The 21139-nt window shown below is 68.6% G+C and carries 16 protein-coding genes; 12 read left to right on the top strand and 4 right to left on the bottom strand.

The features are described from left to right. From AB0J87_RS19505 to AB0J87_RS19455, 11 genes are all read left to right on the top strand, one after another. Nucleotides 1–2259 carry a TOMM precursor leader peptide-binding protein gene (locus AB0J87_RS19505; RefSeq protein WP_363966959.1) on the top strand — a complete coding sequence of 753 codons (2259 nt, stop codon included), beginning with the start codon at nucleotides 1–3 and terminating at the stop codon, nucleotides 2257–2259. Beyond that, a complete protein-coding gene (locus AB0J87_RS19500) occupies nucleotides 2256–3641 on the top strand; it encodes a SagB family peptide dehydrogenase (protein WP_363966957.1) in 1386 nt (461 codons plus the stop codon). The genes AB0J87_RS19505 and AB0J87_RS19500 overlap by 4 nt, the downstream gene beginning before the upstream one ends. Beyond that, on the top strand, nucleotides 3641–3955 hold the full coding sequence (locus AB0J87_RS19495; protein WP_363966955.1) for a hypothetical protein: 315 nt from the start codon (nucleotides 3641–3643) through the stop codon (nucleotides 3953–3955). Before AB0J87_RS19500 ends, AB0J87_RS19495 begins: the two co-directional genes overlap by 1 nt. A 45-nt stretch (nucleotides 3956–4000) precedes the next feature. Further along, nucleotides 4001–4309: a hypothetical protein gene (locus tag AB0J87_RS19490; RefSeq protein WP_363966953.1), complete on the top strand. Its 309-nt coding sequence runs from the start codon at nucleotides 4001–4003 to the stop codon at nucleotides 4307–4309. Beyond that, nucleotides 4306–5223, top strand: a complete 918-nt coding sequence (locus AB0J87_RS19485; protein WP_355201272.1) for an ABC transporter ATP-binding protein — start codon at nucleotides 4306–4308, stop codon at nucleotides 5221–5223. The genes AB0J87_RS19490 and AB0J87_RS19485 overlap by 4 nt, the downstream gene beginning before the upstream one ends. Next, on the top strand, nucleotides 5220–6023 hold the full coding sequence (locus AB0J87_RS19480) for an ABC transporter permease (protein WP_363966951.1): 804 nt from the start codon (nucleotides 5220–5222) through the stop codon (nucleotides 6021–6023). Before AB0J87_RS19485 ends, AB0J87_RS19480 begins: the two co-directional genes overlap by 4 nt. Beyond that, nucleotides 6002–7195, top strand: a complete 1194-nt coding sequence (locus AB0J87_RS19475; protein WP_363966949.1) for a histidine kinase — start codon at nucleotides 6002–6004, stop codon at nucleotides 7193–7195. Before AB0J87_RS19480 ends, AB0J87_RS19475 begins: the two co-directional genes overlap by 22 nt. Beyond that, a complete protein-coding gene (locus tag AB0J87_RS19470; RefSeq protein WP_363966947.1) occupies nucleotides 7192–7830 on the top strand; it encodes a response regulator transcription factor in 639 nt (212 codons plus the stop codon). Before AB0J87_RS19475 ends, AB0J87_RS19470 begins: the two co-directional genes overlap by 4 nt. A 69-nt stretch (nucleotides 7831–7899) precedes the next feature. After that, nucleotides 7900–9030, top strand: a complete 1131-nt coding sequence (locus tag AB0J87_RS19465; RefSeq protein ID WP_363966945.1) for a histidine kinase — start codon at nucleotides 7900–7902, stop codon at nucleotides 9028–9030. Then, on the top strand, nucleotides 9027–9650 hold the full coding sequence (locus AB0J87_RS19460; protein ID WP_363966943.1) for a response regulator transcription factor: 624 nt from the start codon (nucleotides 9027–9029) through the stop codon (nucleotides 9648–9650). Before AB0J87_RS19465 ends, AB0J87_RS19460 begins: the two co-directional genes overlap by 4 nt. A 222-nt stretch (nucleotides 9651–9872) precedes the next feature. Then, nucleotides 9873–10379, top strand: coding sequence for a hypothetical protein (locus AB0J87_RS19455; RefSeq protein ID WP_363966941.1), 507 nt, complete (start codon nucleotides 9873–9875; stop codon nucleotides 10377–10379). 184 nt (nucleotides 10380–10563) lie between these two features. On the opposite strand, the gene AB0J87_RS19450 is transcribed toward AB0J87_RS19455, so the two are convergent. From AB0J87_RS19450 to AB0J87_RS19435, 4 genes are all read right to left on the bottom strand, one after another. Continuing rightward, nucleotides 10564–10815: a hypothetical protein gene (locus AB0J87_RS19450; RefSeq protein WP_363966940.1), complete on the bottom strand. Its 252-nt coding sequence runs from the start codon at nucleotides 10813–10815 to the stop codon at nucleotides 10564–10566. A 247-nt stretch (nucleotides 10816–11062) separates the two neighbouring features. Next, the gene (locus AB0J87_RS19445; RefSeq protein ID WP_363966938.1) at nucleotides 11063–11503 is read right to left on the bottom strand and encodes a hypothetical protein; all 441 of its coding nucleotides are present in this window, start codon (nucleotides 11501–11503) and stop codon (nucleotides 11063–11065) included. Between the two features lie 496 nt (nucleotides 11504–11999). After that, nucleotides 12000–12323, bottom strand: coding sequence for a hypothetical protein (locus AB0J87_RS19440; RefSeq protein ID WP_363966936.1), 324 nt, complete (start codon nucleotides 12321–12323; stop codon nucleotides 12000–12002). Between the two features lie 29 nt (nucleotides 12324–12352). Beyond that, a complete protein-coding gene (locus tag AB0J87_RS19435) occupies nucleotides 12353–19555 on the bottom strand; it encodes a LamG-like jellyroll fold domain-containing protein (protein ID WP_363966934.1) in 7203 nt (2400 codons plus the stop codon). 4 nt (nucleotides 19556–19559) lie between these two features. Between AB0J87_RS19435 and AB0J87_RS19430 the strand changes: the two genes are divergently transcribed. Next, entirely contained in the window at nucleotides 19560–20489 is a 930-nt protein-coding gene (locus AB0J87_RS19430; RefSeq protein WP_363966932.1) for a hypothetical protein, read from the top strand. Nucleotides 20490–21139: the final 650 nt, after the last annotated feature.

Here is a 21139-nt window from a genome sequence, read left to right as displayed (position 1 = left end):
ATGGACGCCCGACCAGCTTTCCGCCGCCATTTCAGGGTCGAGGTCATCGAGGGAGACGGGGTCTTCCTGATCAACGAGCGCGACACGCACGTGCTCACCGGCCGGTCGATCGAGGCGGTGGCCGGCCTGCTCGACGGCAAGCACACCGTCAACGACATCCTGGTCGCGGTGGAGCCGGACATCCCGCCGGAGAACGTCTACTACGTGCTCCACATGCTCAGGCAGCGCGATCTGCTGGTCGACGTCACCGAGGACGTGGATCGGAGGACGGCCGCCTACTGGGAGATGGCCGGACTCCAGGCGCAGGAGGCGGTCGCCGCGGTGCGCGGCGGGCGGGCCGAGCTGCTCACCGTCGGGGACGTGCCCGCCGAGGAGCTGCGGGACCTGCTGGTCGCCGAGGGGGTGGAGGTGACCGGCCCCGGGGAGGACGCGGCGCTGACCGTCGTGCTGACCGACGACTACCTGCGCGGAGAGCTGGCCGACGTCAACCGGCGGCACCTGGCGGAGCAGCGCCCATGGCTGCTGGCCCGCACGACCGGCCCCGTCCTCTGGCTGGGCCCCGTCTTCCAGCCGGGGGAGGGCGACGGCGGCTGCTGGCGATGCCTGTCCCAGCGGCTGGAAGGGCACCGGCAGTCGCTGACGTACGTGGAGGACAGGTTACGGAGCAGCCGCCCGCTGGCCCTGCCCGCCGCCGACCTGGCGCTGACCCGCGGCGCGGGCGTGCGGCTCGTCGCGGCCGAGGCGGCGAAGTGGCTGGCCGGGGCGAGGAACCCGCAGCAGCGCGACCTGGTCACCTTCGACACCATGCGCCTCGGCGCCACCCGCCACGAGCTGCGGCGCAGGCCGCAGTGCCCGGAGTGCGGCGACGCCGGCCTGATGGCCGCGGCCGCGCAGTCCCCGGTCGAGCTGCGCTCACGGCCCAAGACCTTCACCGCCGACGGCGGCCACCGCTCCAAGCACCCGGAGGACACCGCCGAGCGGTACGCCCACCTGGTCAGCCCGGTCACCGGCGTCATCCGTGAACTCACCCGGATGGACACCAGGACGCCGTTCGTCAAGGCGTACGTGGCCGGGCACAACTTCTCCCGGGAGACCCGCGACCTCGCCATGCTGCGCAAGGGCCTGCGGACCCAGAGCGCCGGCAAGGGCATGACCGACCTGCAGGCCAAGGTCAGCGCCATGTGCGAGGCGATGGAGCGCTACTCGGGCATCTTCCAGGGCGACGAGGCCAGGCGTACGGCGAGCCTGCGGGAGCTCGGCGCGGACGCCGTGCACCCGAACGCCTGCTCACTCTACAGCGACGCCCAGTACCGCACCCGCCGGGAGGTCCGCGCCACCTCCAGCTACTCCTACGTCAACGACCCCTTCGACGAGGACGCCGCGATCGAATGGACGCCCGTGTGGTCGCTGACCGAGCGGCGGCACAAGTACCTGCCCACCGGCTACCTCTATTACTACTACAACGACCAACGCTCCACCGGCCCGCTCTACACCTGGGCCGACTCCAACGGCAACGCCGCCGGCTCCTCCCTGGAGGACGCCGTCCTGCAGGGCTTCATGGAGCTCGTCGAGCGGGACGCGGTGGCCGTGTGGTGGTACAACCGCCTGCGCCGGCCCGCCTTCGACCTCGGCACCTTCGCCGACCCGTGGATCTCCGAGTTCCAGGAGGTCTACGCCGGTCTCGGCCGCGACCTGCACGTGCTCGACCTCACCAACGACCTCGGCGTCCCGGTGGCCGCCGCGGTCAGCCGCCGGGTCGACGGGCCGACCGAGGACATCCTCATGGCCTTCGGCGCCCACTTCGACGTGCGCATCGCCGTCCAGCGCGCCCTGGCCGAGCTGAACCAGTTCATCCCCGCGGTCATCGACGTCGGCCCGGACGGCGTCACCCGTTACCGGTTCCCCGAGCGCGACCAGGTCGACTGGTGGACGAACGCGCGCGTCGCCGACCACCCCTACCTCTCGCCCACCTCGATCTCCGTGCCCGCGTCCGCCTACGCCCGGCCGGCCACCGCCGACCTGCTCGACGACGTCGAAGCGGCCCGCGCGCTGGTCGAGGAGCGCGGGATGGAGATGCTCGTGCTCGACCAGACCAGGCCCGACATCGGCCTGCCGGTCGTCAAGGTCATCGTGCCCGGCCTGCGCCACTTCTGGCGGCGGCTGGCCCCCGGCCGCCTCTACGACGTGCCCGTACGGCTCGGCTGGCTCGCCGAGCCCACCCCGGAGGAGCAGATGAACCCCATCACGATGTTCCTGTGACCGGCCCGGCGCCCCTCCCCATGGTGGGGCTGCGCGAGGACGCGGTCGTCGAGTCCGCGGGCGGCGCGCTGACCATCGCGCAACCCTTCGGCACGGTCACCCTGCGCGGCCTGCCGCAGGCCGTCGAGTCGCTGCTGCGCGAGCTGCCCGGCACGCTGGCGGACCAGGACGATCTGGCCGAGCGGCTCCTCGCGGCGGGCGGCACCAGCCACGACGCTGCCCTGCTGTACCTGACGCTGTCGCGGCTGAGCGCGGTCCTCGTCCACGCGGTCGAGCCGCTGCTGCGGGTGGTGCCCATCGCCCGCGACGCCCGGTTCCGGCTGCCCGCGCTCGCTCCGAGTGACACCGTGCGCCTGTCGAGGTTCGCGCTCGTCCGCAGGACGGATCAGGGACTCGTCCTGGAGTCCCCGCTGTCCCGGCACCGCGTCACGCTCACCGAGGACGCCATGCCGCTGCTCTCCGCGCTCGGCCGCCCGGTCATGGTGAAGGAGGCGCCCGAGGCGATCGGCCATCTCGTCGCCGCCGGCATGGCCTTCGCCGGAGACGCCGAGGAACGCGACCCCGCGCTGCGCTCGTGGGACTTCCACGACCTGCTCTTTCACGCCAGGAGCAGAGCGGGGCGGCACGACCAGCCGTTCGGCGCGACCTTCCGCTTCCTGGACGAGACGCCGCCGCCACCGGTGATCAAGCAGCCTCCCGAGGGCGCCGCCGTCGAGCTGTACACGCCCTCCCTGGAGGAGGCCGCCGCGGCAGACCCGCCGTTCACCACCGTGCTGGAGTCGCGCAGATCGGTGCGCCAGTACGCCGGCCCGCCGACGATCCGGCAGCTCGGCGAGCTGCTCTACCGGGCCGCCAGGGTCAGGCGCGTCTTCGGGCCGGCGCCCGGCATGCCGTACGAGGCCAGCAGCAGGCCCTACCCGGGCGGCGGCGCCGTCTACGAGCTGGAGCTGTACCTGACCGTGGCCCGGTGCGAGGGCCTGGACAGCGGCGCCTACTACTACGACCCGCTCGGCCACCGGCTCGTCACCCTCCCCGCCAGGGACGAGGACGCGCGGGCGATGCTGGCCGCGGCGAGCCTGGCCACGGGCGGGACGGCCAGCCCCGACGTGCTGATCACCATCACCTCGCGCTTCCAGCGCATGTCGTGGAAGTACTCCTCGATCGCCTACGCCGCCACGTTGAAGACCGTCGGCGCGCTCTACCAGACCCTCTACCTGGTGGCCACCGCGATGGGCATGGCGCCCTGCGGCCTCGGCAGCGGCGACGCCGACCTGGCCGCCCGCACCTTCGGCCTCGACTGGGCCACCGAGTCGTCGGTCGGGGACTTCCTCATCGGCGGCGCCCCCGCAGAGTCCGATCCGCACAGACAAGGAGACCGCTGATGGCCGAAAGCATCTACATCCTCGGGGACGAGGACCGCAGGAAGTTCGCCCGGCTGGTGGCGGCGGCGTGGCAGGACGCCGAGCTGCGGAGCCGCTACGAGAGCAGCCCCAGGGCCCTGCTGAGCCAGTACGGCATCGTCTACCCCGAGGGGGTTCCCACGCCGCCGCTGCCGCCCAAGCCGGAAGGCGAGTTCGACATCACCGACCTGGAGTCGGCCGCCGGCTCTTCGGAGCCCGGCACGGTCAGCACCATTCTCACGCTCACCAGCATGACCGGGCCGAGCGTCCCCAACACGACGGGCGACACGTTCTGAGCGATCGCGCTCTGTCCGGAATCCACACAGACTAGGAGACCTCTGATGGCTGAGAGCATGTACGTCTTCGGGGACGAGGACCGCAGGAAGTTCGCCCGGCTGGTGGCGGCGGCGTGGCAGGACGGCGGGCTGCGGGGCCGCTATGACGGCGACCCCAGGCCCCTGCTGAGCCAGTACGGCATCGTCTACCCCGAGGGGGTGCCCACGCCGCCGCTGCCGCCCCAGCCGCAGGGCGAGTTCGACATCAGCGAGCTGGAGTCGGCCGGCGGCTCTGTCGCGTTCACGACGGACGGCACGGCCAGCTCGATCGGCACCGCCCTGTGCAATTCGGTCTGCTTCGGCGACACGCGGTGAGCGAGACGGTGATCGAGGTCTCCGGACTTCGTAAACGCTACGGGCAGTTCACGGCCGTGGACGGCATCTCCTTCGACGTACGCGAGGGGGAGGTGTTCGCCCTCCTCGGCACGAACGGCGCGGGCAAGACCACCACGATCGAGATCCTGGAGGGCTACCTCAGGCCCACCGAGGGCACGGTGCGGGTGTTCGGCGAGGACCCGGCGGGACACCGCGCCCCGCGCGCCAGGATCGGCCTGGTGCTGCAGGAGTCCGGCCTGTTCGGCGACCTGTCGGCGGCCGAGACGGTGGCCGCCTGGAGCAGGTTCACCACCGGCGCCAGACCCGTGGCCGAGGCGCTGGAGCTGGTGGGGCTGTCCGGCCAGGCCCGGACCCGGGTCAAGCGGATGTCCGGCGGTGAGCGGCGCAAGCTCGACATCGCGCTGGCCACGCTCGGAAGCCCCGACCTGCTGTTCCTCGACGAACCGACCACGGGGCTCGACCCCGAGGCCCGCCACCGGGTCCGGGACCTGGTCAGGGATCTCGCGGCCGGCGGGATGACGGTGCTGCTCACCACGCACTACCTGGAGGAGGCCCAGGAGCTCGCCGGCCGGGTGGCCATCATGGACAAGGGCGCCATCGTCACCCAGGGCACGATGGCGGAGGTGCTGGGCCGGGGTTCGGGCCGGGTCGCCTTCGAGCTGCCCGAGGACACCGCCCTCGACGGGCTGCCGGTGGGTGAGCAGGACGCGCTCACCGTGACCGGGCGGCGGTGCGTGATCCTCACCGCCGAGCCCGAGTCGGTGGCGCACTCCGTGCTCGGGTGGGCGCATGTTCGTGGCGTACGGCTCAGCGGTCTGGACGTCCGGCAGGCGACGCTCGAAGAGGTCTTCCTCGACATCGCCGGCGCGCGCGGGGAGGAGGCCAGGACGTGACCGCCTACACGCTCGCGCACTTCCGGCTGACCCAGACGCTGTTCTGGCGCACGCCGGTGTCGGTCGGCGTCGCCCTGTTCTTCCCCGTCGTGTTCGGCGGGCTGATGCCGCTGATGCTGCCGGGCGGGACCAGGGACGGGGCGCCGGTCGATGTCGCCATCATGACCGGCGTCATCGTGATGGGCATCGCCAACCTGGGCTTCATGACCCTGGTGGAGTCCTTCGTCGTGCGGCGGCAACTGCTGATACTCAAGCGGCTGCGCGGGACGGAGCTGCCCGACCTCGCCATCTTCGGCGGGGAGATCCTCACCGTGCTGTCGATCGGCCTGCTGCAGCTCGTGCTGATCGTCGGCCTGGCCAGGGTGATGCACGGTGTCGAGCTGCCGGCCAATCCCGCCCTGCTGGTGGTCACGGTGCTCCTCGGGCTCGCGGTGTTCGCCGCGATGGCCGTCGCGGTGAGCGGCAGGATTCCCGCGCAGGGCTCCACGGTCGTGGTGAGCCTGCCGTTCCTGCTGCTCGCCATCGGCCTGTCCGGGTTCGCCTACCCCGTCTCGGCGTTCCCCGGCTGGTTGCGGATCGTGTCCTCCTTCCTCCCGTTCGGGCGGGTGGCCGAGGGGGTCAGCACCGCCTATCTCGGGCGGGACTACGTGGGACACGCCGGGGCCGGCGTGCCCCCCAAGGTGGGGATCCTGGAGGGCTTCCTGGTCATGTGGCCGGGGTGGCTCGTCCTGGCCGCCTGGCTCGTCCTCTCATTGCTCGCCGCGAAGAGGTGGTTCAAGTGGGAGCCTCGCAGAGGCTGAGGGGCGTCGGGCCGGGCATCGTACGGCTGGCCCGCGCCACGGCCGGGGTCTTCCTCGCCGGCATGGCGGCCTTCGCCGCCGTGCCGCTCGCGGAGGCGCTCGGCGCCTACTCCTCCGTCAGGGTCGTGACCGCGGTCGTCCTCATCATCGGCCTCACCGGCTGCTACCTGTGGCTGGCGGTGCGGGCCGTGCTCGACCGGGGTTCGCGGTGGGATCTCGCGGTGCTGGCCGTGATGTGCGTGGCGGCCCTCGCCGTGCCGTTCGCCGCCGGGCCCACCTGGCTGAGCGTCGGGTTCATGCTTCCGCTCGCGTTCGCGGTCACACTGCGGGGCCGGTGGGCGGCGCTGGGGTTCTTCGCCTCGCTGGCCGCCGGCCTGGTCCTGCCGGCCTCGCAGGACCTGAGCTGGGTGCTCTTCGGTTCCCTGCAGAACCTGCTCACGGCCGGCGCGCTCGCGGGCCTGACCATCTTCGCGACCTTGCTCGCCGAGTTGCAGCGCACCCGCGAGGAGGCCGCCAAGCTCGCCATCACCGAGGAGCGGCTCAGGTTCGCCCGTGAGCTGCACGATGTGCTGGGGCACAACCTCTCGGTCATCGCCATGCGGACCGAGCTGGGCACACGGATCCCGCCCGAGGAGATCGGGCGGCTGCGCCGCGAGCTGACGGAGATCCACGACATCGCCAGTCGCTCGCTGCACGACGTGCGGGCGGTGGTCAAGGGCTACCGCGAGATGTCGCTGGAGAGGGAGCTGAGCGGGGTGCGCCGGGTGCTGGAGACCGCCGGCGTCCGATGCGACTTCGCCGAACTGCCGCCCTCGCTGCCGCCGGAGGTCCGCGTGGCGCTGGCCTGGGCGGTGCGCGAGGCGGCCACCAACCTGCTGCGCCACAGCGACGCCACGGTCTGCCTGCTCGGGGTCGAGACCGACGGCGACCGCATCACGGTGACCGTCGCCAACGACGGCGTGCGCCCGGACAGCGACTCGATCGCCGCCGGAGCGGCGGACGCCGAGGCGACCGTGGGCGGGAGCGGCCTGGCCGGGCTCGACGAGCGGCTCGCGCAGGTGGGCGGGAGCTGCGGACGGCACACCGAAGACGGCTGGTTCACGCTGTCGCTGGACGTTCCTGGCCGCCTCCCGGCGGCCGCACTCACCTCTGCTACAGGAGACCGGAGATGATCAAAGTTCTGATCGCGGAGGACCACGACCTCATCAGAGGTGCCCTGATCGCCCTCCTGTCGGAGGAGCGGGACATCCGCGTGGTCGAGGAGGTGTCCAGGGGCGACGAGATCGTGCCCGCCGTCGTCGGCTCCAAGCCGGACGTGGCGCTGCTGGACATCGGGCTGCCGGGCATCGACGGCCTGGAGGCGGCGGGCCTGATCAAGGAGCTGGAACAGCCGCCCCCGGTGCTCATTCTCACCAGTGTCGGCACGCCCGGTAACTTCGAGCGGGCCATGGCCGCGGGGGTGCGCGGCTTCCTGGTCAAGGACGCGCCCGCCCACCGGCTCACCGACGCCATCCGGGTGGTGGCCAGGGGTGAACGTTACATCGACTTCGACGTGGCCGCCGACGGCGGCGAGCAGGAGATCGACACCAATCCGCTGACCACGCGGGAGATCGCCGTGCTGTCGGCCGTCGCGGCCGGTGGGCGGGGCAGCGACCTGCGGAGCACCTTGGGGCTGTCGATCCACACGATCAGGAACTACCTCGCCGCCGCCCGCCTGAAGACGGGCGCCCGCAACGACGAGGACGCCGTGCGCATCGCGCGGGCGAACGGGTGGCTGAACGAGGGATCGGCGGCCGCCGGTAGTTGATTCGCGGGCCAGGAAGGCGTCACGATCAGTACGAAATCATGATGCATCCGGACATGTGGGAGTCCGCCGGTGGCCCAGGACAGCGAGGCGCAGGTCAGGTGGTTGACGACGGCCGTCGTCGCGGTCACCGGGGCGCTGTGGGGGCTCACCCCGCTCGCCTTCCTGCTCAACGGCGATCCGGGCCGGGCCCTGATGGCGCTCGTGCTGCTCGGAGGGCTGCTCGTGGTGTACGCCAGGATCGTCGCCCGGCACATCGCGGGCACGAGCCAGGGGCCGCACCGGGCGCGGACCTTCCTGCTGTTCGCCGTCGTCGTCTACGGGGCGATCCCGTTCCAGGGATCGGTGTGGATCTACACGCCGCTCGTCGTCGCCACCGCCGGGCTGCTCCTGCTGCCCTTCCGGTACGGCGTCATCGTGCTCCTGGTGGTGGCCGCCGCCGAGTACCCGCTGACTCTCGCCGAGTGGGCACCCGTGGCGTCCTCCGCGGCGCAGCGGAGCGCCGGAGTGCTCGTCGCCTCGGTGGTCGCCGCGGGCATCGTGCACTACGCGAGATTCGTCCGGGAGCTGCGCGAGCTGCGGGTCGCGCTGGCCGAGATGGCCGTGGACCAGGACCGGCTGCGGCTGGCGGGGCAGCTGCACGACCTGCTCGGCCAGACGCTGGCGTCGATCACCCTGAAGACGGAACTGGCCCTGGCCCTGGTCGACGTGGACCGCAGGCAGGCCGCCGCCGAGCTGGAGGGGACGATCGCCATCGCCGGCGAGGCGCGCGCGGAGATCGGCGACGTCGTGGAGGCCAAACGCTCGCTCGACCTGGGCGCGGAGCTGACGGCGGCCGCCGCGCTGATCGAGCTCACCGGCGCGAGCTGCGACCTGCGTCTGGGCTTCAAGGAGATCGACAAGGAGACCGGCGGCGTACTCGGCTGGACAGTACGCGAGGCGGCCACGAACATCGTCAGGCACAGCGACGCCCGGCACTGCCTGATCGAGCTGGACGAGGTCGACGGACGCGTTCAACTGCTGGTACGCAACGACGGCACTCGCCGCGAAACGGGCCATCAACCCGGTTCGGGGCTCGCCGGGCTGCGCCGGCGGGTGGAGAAACTGGGCGGATCCCTGGAGGCGGGCGCCACCGGGGAAGGCGTGTTCCAGGTGCGGGTGTGCCTGCCCGCCGTACACGATCGGGAGAGTGGTCACCGGTGATTCGCGTCCTGCTCGCAGAAGACCACGGCGTCGTCAGGGGAGCCCTGACAGCTCTGCTGAACCTCACGGGCGACATCCAGGTCGTGGCCGAGGCCGACCGAGGCGACAAGGTCGTCCCGCGCGCTCTCGCCTGCAACCCGGATGTGGCCGTCATCGACATCGAGATGCCGGGCGTCGACGGCGTCGAGGCCACCCGCCGTCTCAGACCGGCGATGCCGGACTGCCGCGTGCTCATCCTCACCGGCCTCGCCAGCGTCGGGCTGCTGAAGCGGGCAATGGAAGCGGGAGCGAGCGGATTCCTGCTCAAGGACGCCCCCACGGAGCGGCTGGCCGAGAGCATCCGCCGGGTCTCCCAGGGCGAGCGGGTGATCGACGCCTCCCTGGCCCTGGCCGCGATGAGCGCCACGGTGACCCCGCTCACCGAACGGGAGGTGGCCGTGCTCGGCCTGGTCGGTTCGGGCGCCGGCACCGGCGAGATCGCCGCCGAACTCCACCTGTCGGCCGCGACGGTCCGCAACTACATCTCCAGCGCCATCACCAAGACCGGCGCCCGCAACAGGACCGACGCCGTCCGCATCGCCGCCGAATCCGGCTGGATCGAGGGCCTCCGCCACACCTGACGGGCCCTTGCCCATCCGGCACTCGATCCCGGGGGCGGCCGGGCGCAGCTGGCGACAGCGCGACGCCACACCTGACCGGAACCTGCTCATCCGGCACCCCGATCCCGGGGACCGCCGGGCCCGGCGAAAGCGCGACGACAACGCCACGACAGCGCCACGACAGGTCCGTTTCCTAACGTGTCCGTGTAAGGGGGACCCGGTTCGACACGGAGGGGAAAACACATGCGTGGAAGGCAACTCGGCCTGGTCGTGGCTTCGGCGGCCGTCGTCATGGGGGCGCTCCTGACCGCCCCGGCCGCGGCGGGGGCGGCGACGACCACGGGCACGACAACGGCGGGGACGACGGGGGCGCGGGCGGCGGCAGGGCCGATCGACTGCGGCGGCTGGTGGCACTACACCGGAAACAACCCGCAGTCCGTACGGATGGTGCGGTGGGGCGGCGCCAACGGGCGTCCCCAGTTCAACGTCATGTCCGGCTACATCCAGGGCATCCAGCACGGCTGGGCCCAGCTCTCCGGGGCCAAGAAGGGCGACTGGGTCACGCTGGACGTGACCACCGACGGCGGCAGGACCTGGGGGTACTGCGGGCCGTTCGAGGCGCGCTGGGACGGCGAGATCGTCATAACGCCGGCCGCGCGTACGTCGAGCGACCCGAACCTGAAGTTCCGCGCCTGCGGTGCCCCGGCGGGAGTCCCCGGCAGCCGTGCGGTCTGCACGACGCCCTGGTGATCTGACCTGGGGTACGCGTCAGGGAGACGTTGAGTGGCGTTGCGGGGGCGACGTCTGCCGGCGTGCCCCCGGGACCTGGGCCGGTAGGCCCGTCAGTTCTCTCCGGTGTGAGCCTCGACGTACGCCACCGATTGCTCCAGGTTCCTGTCCCCGCTTATGTCGGCGACGATGGAGACGGGCTTGCTCATCGTGCGTGTGCCTCCTGGGAAAGGATGCGCCGGTAGGCCTCGCCGAACCAGATCATGAAGTCGGTTGCGGCATCGGCGGAGTTGTCGCTGGTGCGGACGAGGTTGCGGATGAACCGGCTCTCGGTGGCGGCCTTCTCGGCGCTGTCGGCGCCGTAGTAGCCGCGGATAGTGGTAGATGCCGCGCGGGACGGGTCGTAGTGGCCGAGCAAAGTCCCGTACGTGCTGCGCGGTGTCGCTGGTGTAGCCACGAGCGAGTGCCACAGTCACGGTCGAGCCCACATAGTCTGAGCGGTCCACGGGCCTGCGGGATGGGCCGTGACTCCGAGCAGGTGGGCGCGGCGGCTGCCGTGACTCGATCATGACCAGGGCGTAGAGGCGTTTGAGGTTGACGGTGTCCACGTGCAAGAAGTCAAGGGCGACGATGTGCTCGGCTTGAGCCGCCAGGAACTGCTTCCACGTTGGCCCATTCCGGGGCGGGGTCGGTCCCGGCCCGATTCAGGATGTTCCATACGGTGGAGCGGCGATCGTGTGGCCGAGGCGGGTCAGCTCGCCGTGGATCCGCCTGTGGCCCCACGTGGGATTGTCGGTGGCCATGCGCAGAACGAGTGCCTTGACCGCGGTTGCGGTCGAAGGCCATCCGGGGCGACGACGTTGGCTGTAGTCCCACTTCTTCGCCACGAGTTGGCGATGCCAGACCAGCAGCGTTGCCGGAGTAATCGAGAAGATCTCTGCCCAGCGATGGCGAGGTATCGGGGACGAGAGTGCCGCCAGCCACGGGCGATCGGGGGGTTCGTAGCGCACACGTGGAACCTGAGGGCGCAGGACCGCGTTCTTATGCCTGAGCACCAGCAGTTCCGCCTTCGTGGAGACCTCGCTCCGAAGTAACAGTGCGGGCAGGGACAGCAGACCTCGGGTTACGACGTACACCGTGGACAAGAGCACGAAAGATGCTCTCAGGCAACCCGTATCAGCCGCTCACCGACCTGAGGAGTACCCGATCCTACATGGCGACGGCCAGCGCTGGCGATGATTCGTGTTCTTGAGCCCCACAGGGTGCGACCCGGCCAGCGATGGAATGCGCCGCGGGTTTCGGGCCCCTCAAGGTTGACGCAGTCCAGCTCCAGCACGTGATTCAGGTGGAGGTGATGCCGGGCTCATCGAGCCAAACTCGAGACCGTTCGGTGAGGGAGGCCGGCCACGATGTTGGGTGACCGCGTGGCGCTGATCGCTGGCAAGGCGCCGGGGAGGCGGCCCGTGAGGCGGTATCCGCCGGGGAGCCGCGTCGCCCGGCAGGAAGGCGAGGATCCGTTGCCCGTCGTCGAACAGGTCAAAGCACTGCGCACGTCAGTGCAGCCGCCGAGCCACTGGAGCCGGTGGACCACTTCCTTGATCTTCGGGCGGGCCGCTGCCGTCCTCATGAGCGCAGTCCGCGCTAGAGAAAGAGAACGATGATGAGACCGATCGCAAGGATGCAGGTCCATGACAGCCAGCCCGCGAAGAAGTACTTGTGGCGCGTTCTGAGTATTCCAGTGGTTCCTATTGCTGCAAGAAGGATACAGCCCAGTGAAAACCCTACTTGTATGCCGAGGGAAAAGCCAATGAATGCCAGCAACAGCAGCGATCCTACCCCGGTCAGAAAGAATCCGGTGGCGACCATGACTGCGTTTCGGGATGTCATTTCTTCACTTCCGCTACCCACGGATCCGACTTTTTTGATTTGCGATGAGAGCGTGGGGCGATGGAAGACGTCTTCCATCGCCCCACGCCGCCTTCTAGGAAATGATCTTACAGGTCATAGGGCATTCGCGTGGCGATGTTCCGCGCGAACACCACCCAGGACTCTCTCGCCATGAGGTCGGCGAACCATTCGACTCCCAGCGAGTGGATCCCCTCCTCTGGGCCCCATGCTTTGACATTCAGCCAGAGCCAGTCTCCGTATCCTGTGTCTTTGTCGGCAGTGCCGTTCTTGAGGGTGAACCTGATCAGGGCTCCGGTGGGGTCGATATGCCCATCGAGCGCTTCGAACATCCACGATTGGGGGGTGACCTTCACGACCTTGAGCGGCGCCTTCTTACCGAGAGCGCTCCAGCCGGGAAGACCGGTGAGATCGCATCGCGCCCCGACGACAATGGGTGACTTGCAGCCGCCGAAGGGGAAGACCTTCTCGAAGTTGTTCCTGATCCAGGTCGTCGCCTCCTGCGCGGTGACGCCGCGCCGAATTCCGATTCGGAAGAGGAAATCGTAGTACACCTCAGGGTTCGGGTCATACATCGGCTTAGCAAACCAGCCGTTACCCAAATTATAGTAGCCCTGCTTATTCGGCCCCGTCCTGATGGATTTCCACATGTCTTCGAGCTGTTTGTCGGTCAGGTGCGGGCTGTACATGTCGGCCTGGACCTTGCGGGCCTTCTTGGCCGCCACCCCGAAGACGTCCCAGTAGCCATCCGGAGCTGGGCGTCCCGCGCCCACCCCTTCTGCATAGACGCCAATGCGTGCCGCTTCTTCATCCGAAAATCCCGGGTTCCATTGGATCCGCTGGACCCAGCTGGGATCGACGATGGCTCCGCCGCAGCCCCAGATCATGCAGGCGATGGCTCCGCCGCCGGTGTCTTCTCGGCCGCAGGCTCCGATGCATTGCCCGCCGCCTGATGATCCGGAACTGCTGTAGCCGCCTGCGGGGATGGTGGTGTAGCCGCTCGATCCGGAGCCACCGTAGCCGGCGCTGCTGTAACCGGACCCGGAGAGCCCGGAGAGCGAGCCGCTGTCGATGACGGTGGCGTGGCCGGTGGGGTCGGTGCCGGTCAGGGGTGAGGCGTTAGCGTAGGTGTAGCGGTTGGCCTGAACCGACGGGTCGGGGGTGAGATCGGCGGTGTCGCGGCTGGTGAAGGTGCTGGTGCCGGGCTGGTACCAGCGGGCGTGCATGTTGACCTTGCCGGTGTCCGGGTCGGTGTATTCGCCCTGGTAGCCGAGGTTGGCCTTGGTGCCGGTCTGGGCGGTGACGGTGCCGAATGGGTCGTAGGCGGTGGAGGTCTGCAGGCTGGTGGTGAAGGTGGCCACTAAGTCGCCGTGCAGGTCGCTCAGCGCCGCCACCGCCGCGCCCGTGCCCTCCTTCAGACCGAGCAGGCCGCCGACAGTGTCGCGGGCGTACTTGGCCTGGACAGCGCCGCCGCTGTCGGTGATGGCTGCCAGGTCGTTGCCGAGCCCGGAGTAGGCGAAGGTGTGCTTGGCGGTGCCGCGGATGCGGCTGGTCATTCGGTCGAGGGCGTCGTAACTGTAGAGACTGTCGCCGTCGGCGATGAGCCGGTCGAAGGCGTCGAAGGTGTAGCTGGTGGTGGCGCCCGCCTTGGCGCTGGTGGCCAGGGTGCCACGTGCCGTGTAGGTGTAGTCGGTGCCGTCGCCGTTGGTGAGACGGTTGCGCTCGTCGTAGGTGAAGGTCGTGTTGCCGGCCTTGGTGCGGTTGCCGGCGGCGTCCCACTCGTAGGCGGTGATCGCGCCGCCGGGGGCGGTCCAGGAGGTGAGCCGCCCGGCGTGGTCGTAGCCGTAGGTGTTGGTGCCTGCCCCGGCGGTGCCGGCGGTGGTCTTGGTGGTGAGGCTGTCGTCCTTGTCCCACCCGTAGGTGATCTTGGCGAGTTGGGTGCCGGAGCCGTTCTTCAGCGTCTGGCCGGTGACCCGGTCCATGTTGTCGTAGTCGATGGTCTGGGTGCTGGCCGTGCCGCTGGTGGCGGTGATGGTCTTCAGCCGGCTGGCCGGGTCGTAGCCGTAGGTGAGGGTGCGGCCGGTGACCGGGTCCGTGGTGGTTTGGAGGCGGCTGGCGTTGTCCCAGGTGAAGGTGGCGGTGCCAGCGGCGTCGGTGCGCTGGGTGGGGTTGCCGAGGTCGTCATAGCTGTACGCGGTCTCCTGCGTGGAGCCGCGGGAGACCTTCAGCGGCAGGCCTCGGTCGTTGAAGTCGACGGTCAGGTCGCCTGCGGTTATCGGGCGGCCGGTCAGGTCGTAGCCGAAGGTGCGTTCGGCGCTCGTGGCGCCGCCGCCTGCGCCAGTTTCCTTGGTGAGGCGGCCCAGGTGGTCGAAGGTGCGGTCGATGCGTACGCCGCCGGGCTGGATGGTGGCGACCTGGTTGCCTGCTTTGTCGTAGATCTGGGTCCAGGTGCGGTCGGCTGGGTTCGGGTGGGCGGTGGTGGACGGTTCGGTCACCGTCTCTACCAGGCCGAGGCTGTTGTAGGTGGTCCAGGTGGCGTTGCCGCGGCCGTCGGTGAGGCGGGTGCGGGCGCTGGTGGCGTCGTAGCCGAAGCTCGTGGTGATCGACTTGTCGGCGGAGACCGGCTCCACCAGCGAAGTGGGCCGGTTCAGCGCGTCGAAGGTCTGCTTGGTGACGTGGCCCTCAGGTGAGGTGGCGCTGGTCTGGTTTCCTGCCAGGTCGTAGCCGTAGCCGAATGTGCGCTGCACCGCGCCGGAGAAGTCCAGGTCCTTGGCCGCGGTCTTGCGCCCGGCGAGGTCGTACTCGGCAGTGGTGGCGTTGCCGTTCGGGTCGGTGGTCTTGATCGGGCGGCCGACCAGGTCGTAGTCCATGGTGGACTTGTTGGTCAGCGGGTCCGTCATGGTCTTGACCTCGCCCGCAGCGTTCACGGTGTACGACGTGACCTTGCTGCCCGGCGCGGTCTGCTTGAGCAGACGTCCGGCGTCGTCGTACTCCATGGTCATGGTGTAGGCAGCGCTGGTGGGCTTGCGTTCGATCTGCGTGGCGGTGATCTGGCGGCCGAGGTCGTCGTAGGTGGCCTCACGGCGCACGCCGTTCGCGTCGACGGTCGCCAGCTTCTCTCCGGCCAGGTCGTACTCGGTCACCCACGTGCCCGCCAGCTGCCCGTCCGGAGCTGGGTCGGTGACGCGGACTTGGCGGCCGAGCTTGTCGTAGTCGGATTTGGTCGTGTAGCCGCGCGGATCGGTGGTGGAGATCTGTTGCCCGGCGGCGTCGTAGGCATAGGAGGTGGTCGGGGTAACCGCGGTGCCACCAGGTGGAGTGTAGCCGGGCGCGCGTCGGCTGATCAGGCGGCCGGCCTTGTCAAAGGCCGAGGTTACGGTGCGGCCTTCGGCGTCTGTCTCGTGGGTCTTGGCACCGAGGGTGTCATAGCCGAAGTGGACCGTGGGGTGCGCGTCGGCAGCCGTACCGGCTTTATCCACCTTGACCTGTGGGCCAGTCGCCTCAATCAGGCGTCCCAGCGCGTCATAGCGCATTTCGGTGGTGAAGCCGGCCTTGTCAGCGCCGTCGGCGTTGCCGCGCGGGTCGGTGGAGGTGATGGCCAGGCCGCGGTCGTCGTAGGTGACGGTGGAGACCAGGTCCACGTCGCCGTTCTCGACGGTCGTCTTGGTGAGGAGGTTCGCCTTGTTATAGGCGTACTCGGTGATTTCGGTACGGGACGATCCGGCACCGGTACGAGCGGTCTTGATCGTGTTGTCGTTGGCGTCGTAGGTGAAGATGTTCTTGCGGTTCAGATCGCTGGGATCGAGGGTTTGCGAGGTCAGCCGACTGGCCGCGTCGTAAACGTAGTCCGTCGTCACCTTGCCACCGCCCGTGACCAGCTTGGTCTGGTTGCCCGCGGCATCGTAGGTGTGGTCCTCCAGGACCACATCCTTTGCGGTGGCGGAGCCGTTCAGCTTGACGTCGTCAGCGATTTTCTGAGCCAGCGAGTTGTCGTTGAAGTAGGTGAAGCTGGTTTTACGGCCCATGGCGTCCAACCGCGCTGCCAGGCGGCCGCCGTCGTCGTAACTGAACGACTCCAGCACCACGTCCTTGGCCGGCTGCGGGTTGACCGGGCTACCGGTCCAGCCCTTCAGCGTCTTCGACGTCAGCTGGCCGCGCAGGCTGTAGCCGTAGTCGATGACCGCGCCTCTGGCCTCGGTCATCGTGGCCAGGCTGCCGATGGTGCTCCAGCTCTGGCGGACCACACCACCCTCGGGGTCGGTGGCGGTCTCGACCCGGCCGTGAGCATCGTAAGTGTAGACAGTGGCGCGCTCGGCATCCCCGCCGGTCAGATCGCTGATGGTCTCGCTGAGCCTATTGCCATCAGAGTCATAGGCGTACGTGGTGCGCTTGGTGTGGGTGACGCCGGACACCTCGTTCTTCACACCGGGCTCCGTCTGCGTCGCCACTCGCCCTACCTCGTCGTAGGTGATGACGGTCTTGACCCCATCCGGCTGAGCCTGCGACACCTCCGACCTTTCTCGCGGCCTGCCCAACGCGTCGTAACTCAGCTTGACCAAGAGCCCCTCGGGGTCGCGCTGCTCAGCCAGGTCACCGGCAGCGGTATAGCGATAGGTCCATGTGTTGCCCCGAGGATCTGTCTGAGACGCGATCAGGCCGGCCGGGGTGGTGCCGCCGCCGACCGCTGCTTCGGAGCCGTCGGTGTAGGCAATGGTGGCCGCGCGGCCGTTGGGGAAGTCAAGGGTAGCCGGGGTGGTCTGCTTGGTCTGCTCGCCGTACTGGCTGTACTCGATCTTGGTGGCGTAGGTGTCGTCGGACTCGCGAGTAGAACGTCCATCCCTGATCACGGTGACTTGGTCGTTGCGTGGATTGAAAGGGTCATTCTCATCCACGAAGTAGGAGTAGTACTGCCGTTGGCAGCTTCCGCTGGTGCGGCAGGTCTTGCGGGACAGGAGGTTTCCGCGATTGTCATTAGACAACTCGACCGCATTGCCATTGGGATCAGTGATCTTGCTGAGCAGCCCAGCAGTGTCGTAAGCGAACGTCGTGGTCTTGCCGAGTTGGTCTGTCCTTGAGACGGTCCTGTAGTCGCGGTCGGCGTCGTCGATGTAGGCGAGCGTCGCCTGCTGCGGGTCGGTGACCGTGGTGGTCGCCTGCACCCCGCCCTCGAAACCGACCTGGCTGTAGGTCGCGTCCGCAAGCTTCCATCCACCGCCATCGTTGTCGGTGTGAGTCAGCAGGCGGCCGCCGTCGGCGGCGTACGTGTTGACCGCCCAGATCCGCCCGGACGGCAGAGTGGCCTTGGTCAACTGCGGCTGTACTGCACGGGCCGCGTAGTGCGTACGGACCTCGGCCAGACCGAGCGGCTTGCCGTACACCGCCACTTCGTCGATGTCGCCGGTGAACGGGAACGGCCCGCTGGTGGTGAGGGTGGACGGCCAGGGCGCGGAGGCGTAACCGTAGCCGATCTGGGCTCGGCTCTGGTCCTCATGGGTGATCGTGCCCGTCAGGGTGCCGACGATCGCGCCGTCCAGGAACAGGGTCTGGGTGGTCTCCGAGCCCGACAGTACGACGTGGTGCCAATTGCCGTCGTTCACCGCGCCGGTGGACGTGATCGGCTTGGCCTCCCCGGAGTAGAACTGGCCGCGCAGCTTGCCATCCTTGCCGACGTAAACGGCCGGAGTGTGCGCGCCGCCGGTGGTGTTGTTGTAGCCGATCACGGTGCCGAAGCCGGTCGTCCTAAACCAGGCTTCAACCGCCAGATTGCCGCCTCGGCCACTGATAGAGGCTGTGGGAAGCTGGACATAGGCGGAGGTGGCCGTGCCCTTGAAGCGCATCGACGTGTTCGGCGAACCGGCTAGTGCACCCTCCACGCCGAACGTGGCGTCCAGCGTCGAACCTGCCAAGGTCGCAGCGTCACTACCGACGTTCCACCCAGCTGCGCTGGCGATCTTGCCGCCCAACGCAGTCTGTGCCTCGCTCAGTCGCCAGTACCCGCTCGGCTTGGTGTTGGCCACGACGCTGCGGTAACGCGAGCCGCCGACATAGGTGTAGGTGGCGCACGCGGTCTGCTCGCCCGGCGGGCAGACCTTCGTCAGGGTGTCGCCGTCGTAGGAGTAGGTCCATGTCAGCGGCTTCCCGTCGACGGGGTCCGTGGACACGCTCGTCACATGAGCGCCCGTCCAAGCGAATGCCAGTGAACGGCCACCCACTGCGGTGATCTTCGCCAGCTTTCCGTCCGTGCCGTAGGTCAGCTCCTGAGCTCGGTTCCTACGGTCGCTGATCTTGGTCAGACGGCCCGTCGTGTCGAACCAGTAAGAGGTGGAGGACTGGTCCATGAGGCGCCATCCCTCCCCTGAGGTGAAGGCAAGCTTGGCGTAATTGCCGCGTGGCGGCGTATAGGTGCCGTCACCTCTGGCGGCGAACCGGTACTGCCGCCCATCCGGATAGGTGACCAGCACCGTCTTTGTTTGCGGCTCGTCCTGGATGCGCATGTCCCAGCGGGTGGTCCATCCGGCACCGAACAGGCCATCGGCCCGCGGATCGAGGCTGTTGTACGTGCGCGTCACCGCCAGCGGTATTCCAGCGCTCGCGATGGCAGCGTCAGTGACCGTCTGGGTGTAGTTGCCGATGGTGTGGTTGAATTCACGGCCATCAACGCCGGAAGCCAGAAGCGCATTGATCGTGCCTTGCTCGGGAGTGGTCGTGAACGACCTCCAGGGCGAGGTCTCGGTGACGCCACTGGCCGTGGCCTGGACCTGCCAGTAATACGTCTCTCCCCACTTGAGCTTGCCCGCCGGCACCTGCCAGGCATTGGACAGTCCCCACGCGCTCGGACTCTCGCACCATGTCCAGTTGCCGGGCGTGCCCGCGCACACTTGGAACCAGTACGACACCGACTCCGTCGCATCACCCGGCTTGGCATAGGCGGCCAGTGTCGGTGTGAGCGAGCCGACCTGGGAGTTGTCCAACGGCTCTGCCCACTGCATAGTCAGGGCTTCGACCCGCATCGACTGCCATGCAGACCAGGCTCCGGACACCGAATCGGTTGAGGCTGCCCACCCCTGGATCCGGAACTGCACCGACCATCCGTTGCGCAGTTTGCCTGAGGGCACATCGACGGGCACCCGCGAACCTGACGTCCACCCGGCACCGGTCATCGTCGACCAGATCAGCCCGGTACCTTGCGCCGGCACCGACGGATCATGCTGGATTTCCACCTTGACCCCGACATCACGGCCTTCCGGGTCAGTCACCACCGCCGACAACGTCGGCTGCAACTTCGACGTCACCCACGTGCCCGACGACAACGTCGCCGGCGACACCGACAATGACGACACGGTCGGCTTGGCCCGGTCCACCCGCATCGACTGCCACGCCGACCACGCCCCCGAGTCCGAATTCGTCGAGGCTGCCCACCCCTGGATCCGGAACTGCACCAACCAGCCATCCTGGAGCTTTCCGGACGGCACGTCGACTGACACCCGCGAACCTGACGTCCACCCGGCAGCGGTCATCGTCGACCAGATCAGCCCGGTACCTTGCGCCGGTACCGACGGATCATGCTGGATCTGCACATTGACCCCGACACCGCGGCCTTCCGGGTCAGTCACCACCGCCGACAACGTCGGCTGCAACTTCGACGTCACCCACGTGCCCGACGACAACGTCGCCGGCGACACCGACAACGACGACACGGTCGGCTTGGCCCGGTCCACCCGCATCGACTGCCACGCCGACCACGCCCCCGAGTCCGAATTCGTCGAGGCTGCCCACCCCTGGATCCGGAACTGCACCAACCAGCCATCCTGGAGCTTCCCGGACGGCACGTCGACTGACACCCGCGAACCTGACGTCCACCCGGCAGCGGTCATCGTCGACCAGATCAGCCCGGTACCTTGCGCCGGTACCGACGGATCATGCTGGATCTGCACATTGACCCCGACACCGCGGCCTTCCGGGTCAGTCACCACCGCCGACAACGTCGGCTGCAACTTCGACGTCACCCACGTGCCCGACGACAACGTCGCCGGCGACACCGACAACGACGACACAATCGGTCCAACGGCCGCCACACTCCGCGCGTCGCTCGAGGTCACCGCCGGATCTTCGGAGGCCGGCCACGGCTCCTGCCCTGGCGAGACCGCCTCCAGCGAGTCGACCTTGACCGTGTCTTCGCCTCCTGGGAGGGGCGGAGGCGTCTTCAGGCCTCTATCGACCGGTTGATCTGCGATCGAATGCCGTTTCTCCCGCGGCATCGCTTTCCGGGGTGCCTTCGGGTCGTGCTTGGCAGAGGTAGCCGACGTCCGAGTGACGCCTGCCTCCACCAACGAAGGCAGGCCCTTCGTCGACCCATAGGCCTGTTTCGGAGTCTCTGGCGACTCCTGCATGACCGCCGTCTGCGCCGTGCTCGCCTCAGCGGAGGCCGGTAATACCTGCAACGACAACAAGCCCGGCAGCAAACCCAGCAGAACGGCTGAGGTCACAGCCGATGCCCGGCCAGAACGAGCCCATGCCAAAATCCGGCGCATACGCCGTCACACTCCGACCCACAACGAGGGACACCCACCCGGGGTGTCAGACGTCGCTCCACCCCACCCGGCAGGAACGAGCGTCCTGACTCGTGCGGCTCGGAGCAGTTACCAAACGGGCAAAGCGTAACTATCGCAAGATCAAGCAACAAGAGCGAATTTCGCCATATAACAGGCACGGAGTGTGACGTACCGGATGAAAGGTCCAGCTTTCAGGGGTGACGCTTCCCAACCCGATGGCGCTGAATATGCTCGGGGCAGGCGGCTCGTTCGATGTCCCTCCGGCCGGAGCGACAGGCCAGCGCGACGCTGGTGCTCATCGTGCACGGCAGCTAGTAGCTCTTG

Source organism: Nonomuraea sp. NPDC049625, from assembly GCF_040675285.1.
In the GTDB taxonomy this organism is placed as follows: domain Bacteria; phylum Actinomycetota; class Actinomycetes; order Streptosporangiales; family Streptosporangiaceae; genus Nonomuraea; species Nonomuraea angiospora_A.
This window is presented reverse-complemented; position numbering and strand designations above follow the sequence as displayed.